Consider the following 15,346-nt stretch of genomic DNA (forward strand, 5'->3'; position numbering starts at 1 on the left):
GTCGGGTGCACTGAGTTCAGGTGCACTGAGGTCAGGCGCACTGAGGCGGCGGGCGGCAGCGTCCCGCCGCGCTCACCTGAAAAGTAGGAAGTTAGGCTAGCCTAACCAAGGGATGATGATTCCTTCTTTTCGGAGGTGAGCGCAGGTGCGCGCAGTACCGCGATCGGCGCTGGTCGAGGGCACCATCGAGCGGCTGAAGACCCAGATCGTCAGCGGCCGGTGGCCCCTGGACAGCAGGATTCCCGTCGAGGACGACCTCGTGGAGGAGCTTCAGGTCAGCCGCGGCACGCTGCGGCAGGCCGTACAGGCTCTGGTGCATGTGGGGCTGCTGGAGACCGCCCAGGGGCGGGGGACGTTCGTGCGCGGTACGCACGAGGTCGACACGGTGCTGCACCGCTACCTCGCCGACGCCGAGCTGCGCTCCGTACTCGAAACCCGGCGAGGCCTGGAGGTGGAGGCCGCGGGGCTCGCCGCCGAGCGCCGCGGCCAGGCCGACCTCGACCGCCTCGCCGCCGCGCACGAACGCCAGACGGCCGCCCACCGGGACGGCAGGGGCGGTGAGTTCAACCGGGCCGCGGTGGAGTTCCACTCGGCCGTCGTGGAGGCGGCGGGCAACCCCGTGCTGGCCCGCCTGTACAACACCATGCTCGGGTCCATACGGGACTCGGTCCGCCTCGGCGGGGTTCGCAGCCCTCAGGAGCATTACGGAGACCCTGGGCACGCCCGCATCCTGCGGGCGATCCGCGACGGCGACCCGCAGGCCGCACGGGAGGCCGCGGCCGAGCACGTCACCACCTTCCTGACCGCTCTCGCCCCCACGCACGAGGGCCCCCGATGACGCCCGGCACCGAGTCCGCCCGGCCCCACGAACCACACGTCCTGTTCTCCCGCGCCGCCGTCCTGGCGTCCTGCCTCGGCATGGTGATCATCGGTGCGCTGCTCGCCCTGTACGGGCCGGTGGTCCCCGCGCTGCGCGACCGCTTCGGGTTGGCGGAGTCGACGGCGGGCCTGGCGCTGGCCGCCCAGTCGCTCGGCGCCGTGGCGGGCGTTCTCGGGTTCCACTCCGTCCACCGGCGAATCGGCAACCGCGCCCTGCTGGCCTCCTCCTACCTGACCATGCTGGCGGGCACGGTCACCTTCGCACTGTGCGACATGTGGCCGCCGATGCTGGCGGCCGCCTTCGTCACCGGGCTCGGCCTCGGCGGCGTCGACTTCGCCATCAGCCGTCTGTTCCTCATCGGGCTGGGCGCCCGCGGCCCGGCCCTTCTGAACGTGGCCCACGGCTGTTTCGGCCTGGGCACCGTCCTGGCCCCGGCCTCGATCGCCGTGATCGGGCCGGATCGTTACGGCTCCGCGTTCATCGCCCTGGGACTCCTGAGCCTGATTCCCCTGGCCTGCATACGCGGCGTCCGCAACCGCCCGACCCCCGCCGAGCTCGCCGAGGCCGCCCCCGCCCCGGCCCGCCGCCCCGGCGGCGGCCGCCTGGCCGCGGTGCTCACCGGGTTCGTCGCCCTGTACCTGCTGCACTTCGCCGTACAGAGCGGCATCGGCAACTGGGAACCCACCCACCTGCACGTCCTCGGCCACAGCATGACCACCGCGACCGTCGCGACGTCGGTGTACTGGCTGGCCATGACCATCGGCCGCTTCCTGGTCGCGCCGCTCGCCCGCCGCTGGTCGGCGGCCGCGATCGTCACCACCGCGTGCGCCCTGATGACCGCCAGCGTCCTGCTCCTCCCGCTGCCCGGCCTCGCGCCCTGGGCCTACGCCGCGGCCGGACTGTGCATCGGCCCCATTTTTCCCAACGGCCTGAACTGGCTGAACCGCTCCGCTCCCGCCACGGGCAACGCCATGGCCTACGTCATCGCCGCGGCGATGCTCGGTTCCGTCGCCTTCCCGCCCGCCCTCGGCGCGGTCATCCAGGCGTACGGCGTCGCCGCCCTCCCGGTCACTCTGGCCGCCCTGTGCCTGCTCACCCTGGCCGTCAGCGTGGCGCTCGCCGCACGCCCGCACCGCACCGCAACCCCGACGGCAGCGCCCCGGGAAGGGCCCGCGGCTCCCGCCACGGCGGTCGCGCGGCAGCAGGAAACAACTCTCACCCCCCAGGAGAAAGACGCATCATGACAAAGCAGTGGGTGGCCGGCTTCCGCAGCGCGGTGATCAGCCCGTACGAGAAGGTCCAGCTCAACCAGCCGCAGGGCTTCCACGACCAGACGGTGCGCCAGGTACTGCACCTGGCCGGCGGCGGCGAGCGGATACGCGTGCATCTCTCCAACCGTTACGGGCGCGCCTCCCTGACCATCGCCGATGCCCGGGTGGCCTTACGCAAGCACGCGGACGAGATCGTCACGGAAGCCGACACCGGGCTGCGATTCGAGGGGGCCGGGCATGTGACGGTCCCGGCCGGCGCCGAGGTCGTCAGCGATCCGGTCGACCTGCCGGTACAGGCCGGCTCCGACCTGGTGCTCAGCCTCCATCTGCCGGACGGGACCGGCCCGGCCACCTACGCGCACATGCCCGCCGAGTCCGCCTACATCGCCGGCGGCAACCGGGCCGGCGCCGCGGCCCTCCCCGGAGCCGAGCAGGTCCACGGCCGGTTCTACGTGACCGGCGTCGACGTCCTGACGGCTCAGGACACCGCGGTCACCGTCGCGTTCGGGGACTCCTGGTTCGAAGGCGTCGGCACCACCCACGGCGCCAACCAGCGCTCCGTCGACGCACTCAACCGGCGCCTGGAGCACGGCTGGGCCGTCAACCAGGGCATCGCCGGCAACCGGCTGCTCACCGACGAGATCGGCGAGCACGCCCTCGCCCGCTTCGATCGGGACGTGCTGTCCGTACCCGGCGCGGCCCACGTCCTGCTCAACTTCGGCATCAACGACCTGGGCCTGCCCGGGATGCTCGGCCTGCCTCCCGCCACCGCCGAGGATCTGATCGCCGGATTCACCGAACTCGCCCGTCGCGCGCACGAGGCCGGGCTGTCCGTCCACGCGGCGACCATCGGCCCGTTCGCCGGCGCGGTCTACCCGGGCCACAACACCCCCGAGGGCCTCGCCGCACGGCGCCGGGTCAACGAGTGGATCCGCACCAGCGGCACCTTCGACTCCGTCTTCGACGTCGCAAACGCCGTGGCCGACCCCGACCGGCCGGACCACATCCGCGCCGAGTTCGACAGCGGCGACGGAATGCATCTCAACGACAGCGGCGCCCGGGCCATGGCGGCGACCGTCGATCTCGACGCACTCAGCCGCTGACGAACGGCCGGGCGACGCCCTCGCCGTGGCCCCAGGCCAAACCTTCAGGCCAAACCTTGACATCAACTTTGGTTGAGGTTTTAGCGTCGGGTCCTGAAGCCGACCGCCGGCTCCACGCCACCGCCTTCAGGAGGACCCGTCATGCCCGAGCGCCCCTTCACCCTGGCCGTCATCGTCGGCAGCACCCGCGAGGGCCGGTTCGCGCCCGTGGTCGCGAACTGGTTCGCCGCGCACGCCGGACGGCGTGACGACGTCGTGGTGGACGTCATCGACCTGGACGAGGTCCGTCCGTACGAACTGCGGCCCGGCAGTGAGGAGATGGAGACCTATGCCAAGCGGGTCGGCGCGGCGGACGCGTTCGTGGTGATCACGCCGGAGTACAACCACTCCTTCCCCGCCCCGCTCAAGCACGCCATCGATCTGCTGCACCAGCAGTGGCAGGCCAAGCCGGTCGGCTTCGTGTCGTACGGCGGGGTCTCCGGCGGCCTGCGCGCCGTCGAGCAACTGCGGCTCGTGTTCGCCGAACTGCATGCCACGACGGTGCGCGAGACGGTGAGCTTCCCGATGGCCGGGCGCCTCTTCGACGAGGGCGGGCAGCTGCGCGATGCCGAGGACGCGGACCGGGCCGCCGTCGTCCTGCTCGACCAGCTGGCCTGGTGGGCGCTGGCGCTGCGCGAGGCGCGCGAGGCGCGGCCGTACGGGGGCTGAGACCGCGCGGCGGTGGGCGGGCCGGTCCCGCCCTCCCCGCGCGTGCCGCTGCCTTACGATTCCTCACGTCCGGCGGCGAACGAGGGGGACACGGTCATGAGCCGACGCAAGGGCCCGTACGAGTGCGGTCTGGACGCCGCCGTGGACGTCATCGGCGGCAAGTGGAAGGTCCTGCTGCTGTGGCAGCTGGCCCAGGGGCCGCAGCGCTTCGGCGAACTCAAGCGCGCGCTGCCGGACATCAGCGAGAAGGTGCTGATCCAGCAGCTGCGCGAGATGGAGACCGACCGCATCGTGCACCGCGAGGTCTATCACCAGGTCCCGCTGAAGGTGGAGTATTCGCTCACCGAGCTGGGCGCCTCGCTCAACACTGCGCTGGAGCCACTCGGCCTGTGGGGCCGGGTGCACATGGAGGAGATCGAGGCGACGTACGGGGAGCGCCACCCGCGTGCGTGCTGAGGGCCGGCGTCCGGTGCGAGCCGTTCACGGCTGCTGCTGCGCGCGCTCCTCCCCGTATCGCTCCCGGGCCAGGGCCAGCGACCGGTCGAAGCCCCGCTGGGTGGCTTCGCACCAGTGCATCAGGTCGGCCAGGACCCGCTGAAGGGTCTCGCTCGGGCTCGTCCGCCAGCCCTCCTCGGAGAGTGTGTACGCCTCCAGGGCCGCGCCCGCGCGCTTGAGCGGTTCGTCGTTGCCGGTCATGCCGTTCCCTTTCGTCCGCTGACCCGCCCAGCGTACCAATGCAAGCGCATCGGAAAAGGAAAAGGGGGTGGGGAGATCACTCGCGGTCCGGCGTCCGGAGGTCACTCCCGGTCCGGTGTCCAGAGATCACTCCCGGTCCGGTATCCAGTTCCCGTGGAAACCGACCGGCACCCGCACCGGCAGGTGCACCCGGGCGACCGGCTCGCCCGTGAAGTCCTGGGCCGCGAGGATGACGAGGTCCGTGGCATCGCGCTCCGGGGCGTGGACGTACGCCAGCAGCCAGCCGTCGTCCTCGGCGGCGTCCGGGCCGGCGGGCACGAACACGGCCTCGCCCACACCGCCCTGCGGGGTGAAGCGGCGCACCTCGCCGACGCCGCGCTCCAGGTCGTACTTCACCAGCCCGCACCCCACCCGCTCGATCCCGGGGAGCCGGGACGCCCGCAGATCCGGATCGTCGGACTCCAGCACCGCGTAGCCGTACCGGTGGGGCAGCGTGAGCCGCCGCGGGTCCACGCGTGGCTGCTCCACCGGCCGCTCGTCCAGCTGCTCGCGGTGGACCCGGCCCGCCCGGAGGTCCACGGTCCAGCGTTCCAGCGCGGGCGGCGCCCCGTCCGGCCCGGTGCGCCCCTTCGCGAACAGCCGCTCGTAGCGCACGAGATGGACCACGATCCGGCCGCTGCCGTCCTCGCTCTCGTACGCGTTCATCGGGTGGAAGACGAAGCACGGGTCGAGCTCCAGCCACCGCACGTCCGCCGCCCGCCCCTCCCGCGGCAGCACCCCCAGCCGGGCCGGGCGCTGCGCGTCCCACACGTAGGGGAAGGACGGGCCGACGCCGACTGCGCCCGGGTTGAAGACCACCGGCAGGTCGTACAGCAGCACATGCCGCTCGGTCAGTGAGAAGTCGTGCATCATCGGCCGCCCCTCGACCGGGACGTCCACGCGGCGCCGGACCCGGCCGTCCGTCCCCACGACCAGGTACTGCACGTACGGCCAGGCCCAGCAGTACGCCACGCAGTGCAGCTCGTCGGTGTCCGGGTCGATCGTGGTGTGCGCGGCGAGGCCGCCCGGCAGGGTGCCGGCGAAGTCGAAGGGGCCCACCGTGTCCAGCTCGGCGTCCACCTCGTACGGCAGCGCGCCGCCCTCGACCAGCGCGAGGAGGCGCCCGGCGAAGCGGATGACATGGCTGTTGGGCGCGAAGTCCATGTCCAGGTGGCGCGGGCCGTGCAGGATCTTCTCGCCCAGGCGCATCGCCATGGCGTCGGAGCGCACCCAGCGGTTGCGGTACCACTCGGCCCGGCCGCCGCGCAGCCGGACGCCGTGCAGCATCCCGTCGCCGCTGAACCAGTGGTACGCCGCCGGGTCGTCCACGCCCAGCGGGTTCGGCCCGTTGCGTACGTAGCGCCCGTCCAGCTCCTCCGGTATCCGGCCGGTCACGGCCATGTCGTACGCGGTGGTCTCCTCCTTCACCGGAGCGAACAGGCCCCGCATATACGGATTTCCGGCACCCGCCATCGCCGCCCACCTTCCCGGCCCCGCCCCGCCGTGACCCCCCGGTCACCGCCTCCCGCGGCAGCACCCCGCCTCCACCCTCCAGCCACCGCACCGCCGCGTCGAGACCAGCGGCGGGCCCGGAGGCGTGAACGGCACCCCGCGCGCCCCCTACCGGAACCGCCCGGCGGCCGCCTGCCACGTCATCGCGCCCGGCTTCGGGTAAGGTGACCGCCTCAAGCAGTGCACGACTGAGGAGGTGAGACCCATTACCGCTGTCCAGGCGGGGTGCTCTCACCTCACGGCTGTACGGTCCCTGAGCGGCAGGTGACCGCGAGAGCGCCCTTCGGCACCCCGAAAGGCCCGAACTCGCATGTCACACCACCTGTCTTCGCCTTCCTCCGCCGTCCCGGCCCCACTGCCCTCCCTCGTCACCAGACTCCGCGCGGCAGGCTGCGTCTTCGCCGAGGACGAGGCGGAACTCCTCGTCGCCACGGCCCGCACGCCCGCCGACCTCGCCGCCATGACGGACCGGCGCGTCGCCGGATTCCCGCTCGAACAGGTCCTGGGCTGGGCGGAGTTCTGCGGCCGGCGGATCGCCGTGGACCCCGGCGTCTTCGTACCCCGCCGCCGCACCGAATTCCTCGTCGGCCAGGCCGCCGCCCTCGTACGCGCCGTCCCCCGGCCGCGGCCCGTCGTCGTCGACCTGTGCTGCGGTACGGGCGCGGTGGGCGCGGCGCTGGCGGCGGCCGTCGGCAGCGCGGATGACATGCCTTCCGCGCACATCGAACTCCACGCCGCCGACATCGAACCCGCCGCCGTACGGTGCGCCCGCCGCAACATCCCGCCCGCCACGGGCCGGGTGTACGAGGGCGATCTGTACGCCGCGCTGCCGCCCGGCCTGCGCGGGCGCGTCGACATCCTGGTCGTCAACGCCCCGTACGTGCCGACCGATGCCATCGGCCTGCTGCCGCCGGAAGCGCGCGACCACGAGCCGCGCGTGGCGCTGGACGGCGGCGCGGACGGGCTCGACGTCCAGCGCCGGGTGGCGGCCGAGGCGGCTCGGTGGCTCGCCCCCGGCGGCCACCTGCTGATCGAGACCAGCGAACGCCAGGCGCCGCACACCCTCGACGCCTTCCGGCGCCACGGGCTGCGCACCCGGCTGGCCGCTGACGAGGATCTGTGCGCGACGGTCGTCATAGGGGCGCGGCCGGGCACGGCGCCCTGACGGCGGCGCCGTACCCGAAATTCCGTTGTCCGGCCGGAGCCGGGTCGGCAGCATGGCGCCCCATGCAACGTCACGAGTACGCGGGCCCGTTGGCGCTGCGCGCCATGCAGAGCCTGGCCGTCCGCACCTTTCCGGCGACCGGATACCGCCACATCGGTGACCTCGCCTGAAACTGGTGCCTGGCGCTCGACCGCTCCGTCCACTGCCCGACGGCGGTCTGGAGCGACGGCGGCCGGACGCTGGCGTGGGGCTGGCTGGAGCTGCCCGGCGGGCTGCTGCTCCAGGTCGATCCGGAGCGGCCGGAGCTGGTGCATGACGTGCTGGACTGGGCGGAGGCGGCGGCCGGTGCGGCAGCGGATGCAGCGACCGGGGCGGCGGAATCCGGCCCGCTGAGTGTCGAGGTTGCCGACACCGAGCGGGCCGTGATCGAGGCGCTGGAACTGCGGGGGTACGTACGGGAGACCGGCGGGCCGGGCACAGGCCCCGCCACCGGCCCGGACACCCACCCGTACATGACCTGCCTCGGGCGCCCCCTCACCGGTGATCTCCCGCCCCTCCCCCGCCTCCCGGACGGCTACGCGATCCGCGCCCAGCGGGATGACGCGGATGTGGCGGGCCGGGCCGTATGCGCCGCCGTCCTGCACGCCTTCGCCCGGGCCGGTGGCCACCGCGCGGTCGTGCAGGCCCGCGGTGACGCCGCCTATCCGGTGCCCAAGCGGCTGTACGAGTCACTGGGCTTCACCGCGTATGCCCGGACGTACACGTACACCCGGGCGTCCACGTAACCCGGGCGTCCACGTAACCCGGGCGTGTACGTAACCCGGGCGTCCACGGACCCCCGGTACGCGCACGCCCGGACCTACGCCCGGGCCGGCCGGTCAGGCGCCCACGTAATCCGCCAGGTGCTCGCCGGTGAGGGTCGCGCGCCCGGCGACCAGGTCGGCGGGGGTGCCCTCGAAGACGATCCGGCCGCCGTCGTGGCCCGCGCCCGGGCCGAGGTCGATGATCCAGTCCGCGTGGGCCATGACCGCCTGGTGGTGCTCGATGACGATGACCGACTTGCCGGAGTCCACCAGGCGGTCCAGCAGGCCGAGCAGCTGCTCGACATCGGCGAGGTGGAGGCCGGTGGTCGGCTCGTCCAGGACGTAGACGCCGCCCTTGTCCCCCATGTGCGTGGCGAGCTTCAGGCGCTGCCGTTCGCCGCCGGACAGCGTGGTGAGCGGCTGGCCGAGGGTGAGGTAGCCGAGGCCGACGTCGGCGAGCCGCTGGAGGATCTTGTGGGCCGCCGGGAGGCGCGCCTCGCCCGCGCCGAAGAACTCCTCCGCCTCGGCCACCGGCATCGCCAGCACCTCGCTGATGTCCCGGCCGCCGAGGTGGTACTCCAGCACCGACGCCTGGAACCGCTTGCCCTCGCAGTCCTCGCAGGTGGTCGCCACACCGGCCATCATCGCCAGGTCGGTGTAGATGACGCCGGCGCCGTTGCAGGCCGGGCAGGCGCCCTCGGAGTTGGCGCTGAACAGCGCCGGCTTCACGCCGTTGGCCTTGGCGAATGCCTTGCGGACCGGGTCGAGCAGCCCGGTGTACGTCGCCGGGTTGCTGCGCCGCGAGCCACGGATCGGCGCCTGGTCCACCGCGATCACACCCGTATCCGCCGGGATCGAGCCGTGCAGCAGCGAGCTCTTGCCGGAGCCCGCGACACCGGTGACCACGCAGAGCACCCCGAGCGGGATGTCGACGTCCACGTCCCGCAGATTGTTCGCGGTGGCGCCGCGGACCTCCAGCGTGCCGGTGGCCCCCCGCACCGACTTCTTGAGCGAGGCGCGGTCGTCCAGGTGGCGGCCGGTGACGGTGCCGCTCGCCCGCAGCTTCTCTACGGTGCCCTCGAAACAGACGCTGCCGCCCGCCATGCCGGCGCCCGGGCCGAGGTCCACCACGTGGTCGGCGATCGCGATCGTCTCCGGCTTGTGCTCCACGACGAGCACCGTGTTGCCCTTGTCGCGCAGCCGCAGCAGCAGGTTGTTCATGCGCTGGATGTCGTGCGGGTGCAGGCCGACGGTCGGCTCGTCGAAGACGTAGGTGACATCGGTGAGCGAGGAGCCGAGGTGGCGGATCATCTTGACGCGCTGCGCCTCGCCGCCGGAGAGGGTGCCGGCCGGGCGGTCGAGCGAGAGGTAGCCGAGGCCGATCTCCGTGAAGGAGTCGAGCGTGCCCTGCAGTGCGGTGAGCAGCGGCGCCACCGAGGGGTCGGCGAGGCCGCGCACCCACTCGGCCAGATCGCGGATCTCCATCGCGCACGCGTCCGCGATCGAGATCTCCTTGATCTTCGAGGAGCGGGGGCCCTCGCTGAGCCGGGTGCCGTCGCAGTCGGGGCAGGTGGTGAAGGTGACGGCCCGCTCCACGAACGCCCGGATGTGCGGCTGCATCGCCTCCTTGTCCTTGGCCAGGAACGACTTGGTCACCCGCGGGATCAGACCCTCGTAGGTCATGTTGATGCCCGCGATCTTCATCCGGGTCGGCTCCTGGTGGAGGAGGGCGTGCAGCTCCTTCTTGGTGAACTTGCGGATCGGCTTGTCCGCGTCGAACAGGCCCGACTCGGCGTAGAGCCGGGCGTTCCAGCCGCCCGCCGTGTAGCCGGGGATGGTGAACGCGCCCTCGGAGATCGACTTGGTGTCGTCGTAGAGCTGGCCGAGGTCGATGTCGGAGACCTTGCCGCGGCCCTCGCAGCGGGTGCACATGCCGCCGGTGCGGCTGAAGGTCACCTTCTCCGTCTTGGTCTTCTCCCCGCGCTCGACCCGGAACCCGCCGCTCGCCGACACCGAGGCGGTGTTGAAGGAGTACGCGCCGGGCGGGCCGATGTGCGGCTCGCCGAGCCGGCTGAAGAGGATGCGCAGCATCGCGTTGGCGTCGGTGGCGGTGCCGACGGTGGAGCGGGGGTCGGAGCCCATCCGCTGCTGGTCGACGATGATCGCGGTGGTCAGCCCGTCCAGGACGTCCACCTCGGGGCGGGCCAGGGCCGGCATGAAGCCCTGCACGAAGGCGCTGTACGTCTCGTTGATCAGCCGCTGCGACTCGGCGGCGATCGTGTCGAACACCAGCGAGCTCTTGCCCGAGCCGGACACCCCGGTGAACACCGTCAGGCGGCGCTTCGGGATCTCGATGCTGACGTCCTTGAGGTTGTTCTCGCGCGCGCCGTGCACGCGGATCGCGTCGTGGCTGTCGGCGGCGTGCCGCGCAGCCGGCCGCGCATCCGTCTTCGGGCCCGTGCTCATACGTTTCTCCCTGTGTGAGGCGGCGCCGCCGCCGCGGTTCCCCCGTCGGCGTCGCCTGTTTCCGAGTGGCAGCTTGCAGCCGTACGACCGGTTCGCGCCGGTCACGCCCCGATCCGGTCCGGGCCCGATCCGGGCCCTGTCCGGTCCGGGCCCGCCGCCGGCCGGTGCGGTCACCGGCCGGCGCCCGGTTCACTTCTTGCGCTGAGCGAAGCGCAGCATATTGCCCGCGGGGTCGCGGAAGGCACAGTCCCGGACCCCGTACGGCTGGTCGACCGGCTCCTGGAGCACTTCGGCGCCCGAGGCCTGGACGCGCTCGAAGACGGCGTCCACGTCGTCGGACGAGAAGATCACGCCGCGCAGCATGCCCTTGGCGAGCAGCTCCGCCATGGCCTGCCGGTCGGCCGGCGAGGCGTTCGGGTCCGCGAGCGGCGGCTCCAGCACGATCTCCACGCCGGGCTGCGACGGCGAGCCGACCGTCACCCAGCGCATCCCCTCGAACTTGACGTCGTTGCGCACCTCCAGGCCGAGCACGTCGCGGTAGAAGGGCAGCGCCTTGTCGTGATCGTCGACGGCGATGAAGCAGGTGGAAAGGTGAATGTCCATGCGCAACACGCTACGGCGGGGCCGTGCGCCGCGCTTCTCCATTCGTGACCGGTTGGAGGCGGGCACCGGGTGGGGCTCCGGGCGGGTTCCGGACGGGGCTCCGGGCGGGGCTCCGGGCGGCTCAGCGGTCGCCGCCGTCGCCGCCGTCACCGTCAGCGGCGGGCGGCGGCCCGTTCCGCACCGGCCGCGTGTAGATCTTGGCGACACAGGCCGGAATCGCCGCCCCCGGCTCGTGCGAACGCGCCCGGTACGCGCTCGGGCTCTCCCCCACCAGCTCGGTGAACCGCGAACTGAACGACCCCAGCGACGTACACCCCACCGCGAAGCAGACCTCCGTCACCGACAGGTCCCCCCGCCGTAGCAGCGCCTTGGCCCGCTCGATCCGGCGCGTCATCAGGTAGCTGTACGGCGTCTCCCCGTAAGCGGCACGAAAACTCCGCGAGAAGTGCCCCGACGACATATGCGCCGCCCGCGCCAGCGCCGGCACGTCCAGCGGCTGCGCGTAGTCCCGATCCATCAGGTCCCGCGCCCGCCGCAGCTGGACCAGGTCTTGCAGATTCACCGGGTCAGGATCGCACGGAGCGCGTGGCGGACGCTGTGACCTGCGCGGCTTCGCGCTCGGCGACGAACTGGTCGAGGAGGCCGAACAGGGTCTTGATCGCGTGGTCGTCCTGCTCGGGGAGACAGGTGCTGCATACGTATTCCCTCTCTCCGAAGGTATGGCGCGCGTGGTCTGTCCCGGAGCCGGGGGCGCTCATCAGATCGCCCAGCTCATCGGGCGACCTCCCTTGAACGTCGAGCAACAGCTCATGGTCGTGCGCCCGGTGCAGGCACCGGAGCAGGTAGGTTGCTCCGGTCAGATGGTGACAGCAGCCCGCACCCCAACTGGCCACGGGTGACGAGGCGGAGGACCGGATCATGAGGCGCGAAGACCTTGCGGCCATGCTCGGCGGACAGACGTCGGCATGCGGGGCCGCGCGGGAGGCGCTGCTCGCCGGGGGTGCTTTCATCGTCTGGGACGGTACGGTCACCGCCGGCCGGCTCGCGCAAGTCTACCGGGCCCGGCTCCGCCGCACCCTACGGCGCGGCCGGCCGACACAGGGCCTCGCCGCCACCGTCCAGATCCTCGAAGATGCGGAGCAGCGCCCGCTTCGTATCGGCCGGATCGACACCGCGGACAGGTCGTGGTCGTTCACGCTCTTTCTCGACGCTGCGGCGACTGCCGTAGTGGCCTGTACCGGCGTCGCGTTGGGCGTCCGGTCCTCGTCAGGTACGGACCTCACGTAACGCCTCAACCCGCGCGGGAAGGGGCCCGGCCCGCTGCTCCCTTCCGCGTCCGAACCCGCTCAGCAGCCCACGCCCACGCCCCCACCAGCACGGCCGCACCGGCCGCGTACACCGGTAGCCACAGGGTCGTGGTGGCGGACAGGCAGTCGGCCACGGCGGCATGGCTGTGGGCGTCCTGGGCCTGGGCCAAGGCGGCGCCGTCGCGGCCTGCCAGGTTCGCCAGTGCCGCCTCCGTGCGGATGCTCTCGTACGTACCCAGCGCGGGGCATCTGGCACGGGTGCCCGGCATCGGGAACAGCCATGACCAGCGTTGCAGCATGGGGGCCAGCGCGATCGCCACGCACAGGCCGACGACCAGCGAGTACGCGGCCAGGTTCCGTACGGACGCGGACCAGAGGCCGGGCCGCCACGTCGGCAGCCGGTAGAAGGAGAAGATCACTGCCAGCAGCGTGACGCCGATGTAGGTGGCGAACCACTGCCACGAACCCTGCGCGAGCGCGGCCGTCAGCACGGCGGCCAGTCCGATGCCGATGACGCCCGGCTGGCCGGCGTCATGGCCGGAGCTGTCGGGTGCCGGGCTCCGGGCTCCTCGGCGGCTGAGATCGTCCACGGTTGCTCCTGCCTGGTCCGGCTCTCAGCATCCGGACACATCGCACCGACGGCCTGCCGCCATGCCGGAACGGCCCGGAGGACTGGCCCAAATGGAGGGCTCTCGCCTGGTTTTCAGCTGATATCCAGCCGGGCGGACCGTCTCTTTCCCACGGACCGCGGCGAATTCCGGTGGCGCTCCGCCGCCGTCACCGGCCAGGATCGCGGCATGCGTGCCTTCCTGGAAACCGGCCGGCTGGTGCTGCGCCCGTTCACCGCCGACGACACCGACCGCCTCTTCGCGCTCGACAACGACCCGGACGTCATGCGCTTCATCAACGGCGGCCGGCCCACGAGCCGCGAGGCGATCGTGGAGCGGACCTTGCCGCGGCTCCTGCACGACCACCCGTGTTTCGCGACGCGCGGCTTTTGGGCGGCGCAGGAGAAGAGGGCCGGGGTTTTCCTGGGGTGGTTCGAGTTCCGGCCACTGGAAGACGACAGCCCCGCCGTGGTCGAACTCGGCTACCGTCTCAACAAGGCGGCTTGGGGCCGCGGTTACGCCACCGAAGGAGCCCGAGCGCTCATCGACAAGGGTTTCACCGAACTCGCGGTGGAGCGGGTGACCGCGAACACCATGGCGGTCAATCGGGCGTCTCGGCGGGTGATGGAGAAGTCCGGCCTGTCCTTTCTCCGCTCCTTCACCGGCGACTGGCCGGAGGCAATTCCCGGCTCGGAACACGGTGAGGTGGAGTACGTACTCACGCGGGACGAGTGGGAGCGGCGGCGTTAGGGCACTTCTCCGGGGTCAGCGCGCAGACCGGAGAAATCGCCTGCGGGGGTCTGACCATCCAGCAGTGACGGCGTTTCAGTCGGCGTTCTTCTCCGCAAGGGCGGCGGGCCCATGGAGGTGGGGGTCCTGGACGGATTCGCCCCACTGCGCCATCGCATCGAGCACCGTGCGCAGTTGCTGTCCGAGCGGCGTGAGCTCGTATTCGACGCGCGGTGGCACCTCTGCGTGGACGGAGCGGGTCACGATCCCGTACGCCTCGAACCTTCGCAGTCGGCTGGTCAGAGTATGCGGGCTGATTCCGGGAAGCGCGTCGCGCAGTTCGGAGAAACGGCGCTTGCCCGGCAGCAGCTCGCGTACGACCAGGGTCGCCCACGGCCCTTCCAGTACGGCCAGGAACCGGGCGACCCCGCATTCGGGAAGTCGGGGGATGTTCGTGGTCACACCGCGGACACTACGCCATTGGTGCAGTTGATGTAATCGATGCATCGTGTGCACTAATGGCTTCATGAGCTACGTGATCCATGGCGCCGCAGGTGCTCAGGGCGCCCCCGTGCTGGCCAAGTTGACGTCCGCCGGCAAGCCGGTCGTGGCTGTGGGCCGCAAGCCCGGAACCCGCCCCGACGGCACTCCGGTCGTCGCAGCCGACTACACCTCCGTCCAGGATCTGGCCCGCATCTACGCGGGGGCCGACGGCGTCTTCGTGCATCTGCCCGTCACCGCCGAGGAGGACCGGCTGGCCTACGCACACAGCATCGTCGCCGCCCTCTCCCGGGCGAGGCCCCGCCGGGTGGTGGTCTCCACCAGCGGAGAAATCGTCGACGGCCCCCACCCACAGCTCCTGGCCCCGCATGGCTCCGCCATCCGGACCCTCATACGCGGCCTGGCAGAAACCGGCCTGTCGCACGCGGTGATCGCGCCACGGCTCTTCCTGGAGAACCTGCTTCTGCCGTTGGTCCTGGACACCATGCGCACCCGGGGAAAGCTGCGCTATCCGCCGGCCGCGGACTTCCCGGTCTCCTGGTCGTCACACCTGGACAACGCCGATGTCGTCGCCGCCCTGTTCGACCGCCCCGACATCACCGGCACGATCGGCGTGGGCCAGTACCCGGGAATTACGGGCCCGGACCTCGCCCGGGTCTTCTCCGACCACCTCGGCCGGCACGTCGCCTATGAGCCGCTCACCCCCGAGGAGTTCGGCCGCCTGGTCACCCCCGTCGTCGGAGGCGCGGGAGCGGCCGCGGTCACCGCTCTGTACCAGCGGCTCGCGACGGCGCCGGACCACACCATCAGCGAGCACAACAGCGCCCAGCGGATTCTGGGTCTGAAGCCGCGCACCACCGCCCAGTGGCTCGCGCAGGTCGGCCTGTAGCCGACCGGGAGCGCTCTTGGCAAGAACACTCCCCCGGTCGGCCCCACCGGCGACTCCACCCCATCC

The 15,346-nt window shown here is 71.9% G+C and carries 18 protein-coding genes; 10 read left to right on the top strand and 8 right to left on the bottom strand.

The genetic code is table 11. The features are described 5' to 3' along the window. The first annotated feature begins 145 nt into the window (after nt 1-145). The 5 genes from IH45_RS0102595 to IH45_RS0102615 all read left to right on the top strand — a co-directional run bounded on the left by IH45_RS0102595 (nt 146) and on the right by IH45_RS0102615 (nt 4,418). Nucleotides 146-838, top strand: coding sequence for a FadR/GntR family transcriptional regulator (locus tag IH45_RS0102595; protein WP_050514469.1), 693 nt, complete (start codon nt 146-148; stop codon nt 836-838). Then, the gene (locus tag IH45_RS0102600; RefSeq protein ID WP_234440401.1) at nt 835-2,124 is read left to right on the top strand and encodes an MFS transporter; all 1,290 of its coding nucleotides are present in this window, start codon (nt 835-837) and stop codon (nt 2,122-2,124) included. The genes IH45_RS0102595 and IH45_RS0102600 overlap by 4 nt, the downstream gene beginning before the upstream one ends. Continuing rightward, on the top strand, nt 2,121-3,254 hold the full coding sequence (locus IH45_RS0102605; protein WP_030660549.1) for a GDSL-type esterase/lipase family protein: 1,134 nt from the start codon (nt 2,121-2,123) through the stop codon (nt 3,252-3,254). The genes IH45_RS0102600 and IH45_RS0102605 overlap by 4 nt, the downstream gene beginning before the upstream one ends. 141 nt (nt 3,255-3,395) lie before the next feature. Further along, nucleotides 3,396-3,962, top strand: coding sequence for an NADPH-dependent FMN reductase (locus IH45_RS0102610; RefSeq protein ID WP_030660552.1), 567 nt, complete (start codon nt 3,396-3,398; stop codon nt 3,960-3,962). 96 nt (nt 3,963-4,058) lie between these two features. Continuing rightward, nucleotides 4,059-4,418, top strand: coding sequence for a winged helix-turn-helix transcriptional regulator (locus IH45_RS0102615; RefSeq protein WP_030660555.1), 360 nt, complete (start codon nt 4,059-4,061; stop codon nt 4,416-4,418). A 24-nt stretch (nt 4,419-4,442) separates the two neighbouring features. On the opposite strand, the gene IH45_RS0102620 is transcribed toward IH45_RS0102615, so the two are convergent. After that, a complete protein-coding gene (locus tag IH45_RS0102620) occupies nt 4,443-4,658 on the bottom strand; it encodes a hypothetical protein (RefSeq protein ID WP_030660558.1) in 216 nt (71 codons plus the stop codon). Nucleotides 4,659-4,784: 126 nt separating this feature from the next. Continuing rightward, complete coding sequence (locus tag IH45_RS0102625) at nt 4,785-6,170, bottom strand: carotenoid oxygenase family protein (protein WP_032916654.1); 1,386 nt, start codon at nt 6,168-6,170, stop codon at nt 4,785-4,787. A gap of 349 nt (nt 6,171-6,519) precedes the next feature. On the opposite strand from IH45_RS0102625, the gene IH45_RS0102630 reads away from it, so the two are divergent. Together IH45_RS0102630 and IH45_RS01000000143030 are read left to right on the top strand one after the other, a co-directional pair. After that, complete coding sequence (locus IH45_RS0102630; RefSeq protein WP_030660564.1) at nt 6,520-7,374, top strand: putative protein N(5)-glutamine methyltransferase; 855 nt, start codon at nt 6,520-6,522, stop codon at nt 7,372-7,374. Between the two features lie 308 nt (nt 7,375-7,682). Further along, nucleotides 7,683-8,159: a hypothetical protein gene (locus IH45_RS01000000143030; RefSeq protein WP_050514470.1), complete on the top strand. Its 477-nt coding sequence runs from the start codon at nt 7,683-7,685 to the stop codon at nt 8,157-8,159. Between the two features lie 93 nt (nt 8,160-8,252). Here the strand turns inward: IH45_RS01000000143030 and IH45_RS0102640 are convergent, their stop codons facing one another. The 4 genes from IH45_RS0102640 to IH45_RS0102655 all read right to left on the bottom strand — a co-directional run bounded on the left by IH45_RS0102640 (nt 8,253) and on the right by IH45_RS0102655 (nt 12,049). Next, nucleotides 8,253-10,643, bottom strand: a complete 2,391-nt coding sequence (locus IH45_RS0102640; RefSeq protein ID WP_030660567.1) for an ATP-binding cassette domain-containing protein — start codon at nt 10,641-10,643, stop codon at nt 8,253-8,255. Between the two features lie 189 nt (nt 10,644-10,832). Next, nucleotides 10,833-11,246, bottom strand: a complete 414-nt coding sequence (locus tag IH45_RS0102645; RefSeq protein WP_030660570.1) for a VOC family protein — start codon at nt 11,244-11,246, stop codon at nt 10,833-10,835. Nucleotides 11,247-11,367: 121 nt separating this feature from the next. Further along, on the bottom strand, nt 11,368-11,808 hold the full coding sequence (locus IH45_RS0102650) for a helix-turn-helix domain-containing protein (protein ID WP_030660574.1): 441 nt from the start codon (nt 11,806-11,808) through the stop codon (nt 11,368-11,370). A gap of 4 nt (nt 11,809-11,812) precedes the next feature. Then, nucleotides 11,813-12,049, bottom strand: a complete 237-nt coding sequence (locus tag IH45_RS0102655; RefSeq protein ID WP_158812873.1) for a hypothetical protein — start codon at nt 12,047-12,049, stop codon at nt 11,813-11,815. Nucleotides 12,050-12,164: 115 nt separating this feature from the next. Here IH45_RS0102655 and IH45_RS0102660 point away from each other — a divergent pair, with 115 nt between their 5' ends. Further along, complete coding sequence (locus IH45_RS0102660) at nt 12,165-12,533, top strand: hypothetical protein (protein WP_030660580.1); 369 nt, start codon at nt 12,165-12,167, stop codon at nt 12,531-12,533. Nucleotides 12,534-12,537: 4 nt separating this feature from the next. Here IH45_RS0102660 and IH45_RS0102665 read toward each other — a convergent pair whose 3' ends face one another. Beyond that, nucleotides 12,538-13,143, bottom strand: coding sequence for a hypothetical protein (locus IH45_RS0102665; RefSeq protein ID WP_050514471.1), 606 nt, complete (start codon nt 13,141-13,143; stop codon nt 12,538-12,540). A gap of 207 nt (nt 13,144-13,350) precedes the next feature. Here IH45_RS0102665 and IH45_RS0102670 point away from each other — a divergent pair, with 207 nt between their 5' ends. Continuing rightward, nucleotides 13,351-13,911: a GNAT family N-acetyltransferase gene (locus tag IH45_RS0102670; RefSeq protein WP_030660587.1), complete on the top strand. Its 561-nt coding sequence runs from the start codon at nt 13,351-13,353 to the stop codon at nt 13,909-13,911. 75 nt (nt 13,912-13,986) lie between these two features. Here IH45_RS0102670 and IH45_RS0102675 read toward each other — a convergent pair whose 3' ends face one another. Beyond that, nucleotides 13,987-14,352, bottom strand: a complete 366-nt coding sequence (locus IH45_RS0102675; RefSeq protein ID WP_050514472.1) for a winged helix-turn-helix transcriptional regulator — start codon at nt 14,350-14,352, stop codon at nt 13,987-13,989. 64 nt (nt 14,353-14,416) lie between these two features. Here IH45_RS0102675 and IH45_RS0102680 point away from each other — a divergent pair, with 64 nt between their 5' ends. Then, nucleotides 14,417-15,280, top strand: a complete 864-nt coding sequence (locus IH45_RS0102680) for an SDR family oxidoreductase (RefSeq protein ID WP_030660594.1) — start codon at nt 14,417-14,419, stop codon at nt 15,278-15,280. Nucleotides 15,281-15,346 lie beyond the last annotated feature (66 nt).

This window comes from Streptomyces rimosus subsp. rimosus, assembly GCF_000720725.1.
In the GTDB taxonomy this organism is placed as follows: domain Bacteria; phylum Actinomycetota; class Actinomycetes; order Streptomycetales; family Streptomycetaceae; genus Streptomyces; species Streptomyces rimosus_A.

Excerpts from the sequence above, each read along its gene's own strand:
- IH45_RS0102600 (WP_234440401.1), top strand. The coding sequence starts at position 835 with ATGACGCCCGGCACCGAGTCCGCCCGGCCCCACGAACCACACGTCCTG.
- IH45_RS0102605 (WP_030660549.1), top strand. The coding sequence starts at position 2,121 with ATGACAAAGCAGTGGGTGGCCGGCTTCCGCAGCGCGGTGATCAGCCCG.
- IH45_RS0102610 (WP_030660552.1), top strand. The coding sequence starts at position 3,396 with ATGCCCGAGCGCCCCTTCACCCTGGCCGTCATCGTCGGCAGCACCCGC.
- IH45_RS0102615 (WP_030660555.1), top strand. The coding sequence starts at position 4,059 with ATGAGCCGACGCAAGGGCCCGTACGAGTGCGGTCTGGACGCCGCCGTG.
- IH45_RS0102620 (WP_030660558.1), bottom strand. The coding sequence starts at position 4,658 with ATGACCGGCAACGACGAACCGCTCAAGCGCGCGGGCGCGGCCCTGGAG.
- IH45_RS0102625 (WP_032916654.1), bottom strand. The coding sequence starts at position 6,170 with ATGGCGGGTGCCGGAAATCCGTATATGCGGGGCCTGTTCGCTCCGGTG.
- IH45_RS0102630 (WP_030660564.1), top strand. The coding sequence starts at position 6,520 with ATGTCACACCACCTGTCTTCGCCTTCCTCCGCCGTCCCGGCCCCACTG.
- IH45_RS0102640 (WP_030660567.1), bottom strand. The coding sequence starts at position 10,643 with ATGAGCACGGGCCCGAAGACGGATGCGCGGCCGGCTGCGCGGCACGCC.
- IH45_RS0102645 (WP_030660570.1), bottom strand. The coding sequence starts at position 11,246 with ATGGACATTCACCTTTCCACCTGCTTCATCGCCGTCGACGATCACGAC.
- IH45_RS0102660 (WP_030660580.1), top strand. The coding sequence starts at position 12,165 with ATGAGGCGCGAAGACCTTGCGGCCATGCTCGGCGGACAGACGTCGGCA.
- IH45_RS0102670 (WP_030660587.1), top strand. The coding sequence starts at position 13,351 with ATGCGTGCCTTCCTGGAAACCGGCCGGCTGGTGCTGCGCCCGTTCACC.
- IH45_RS0102680 (WP_030660594.1), top strand. The coding sequence starts at position 14,417 with ATGAGCTACGTGATCCATGGCGCCGCAGGTGCTCAGGGCGCCCCCGTG.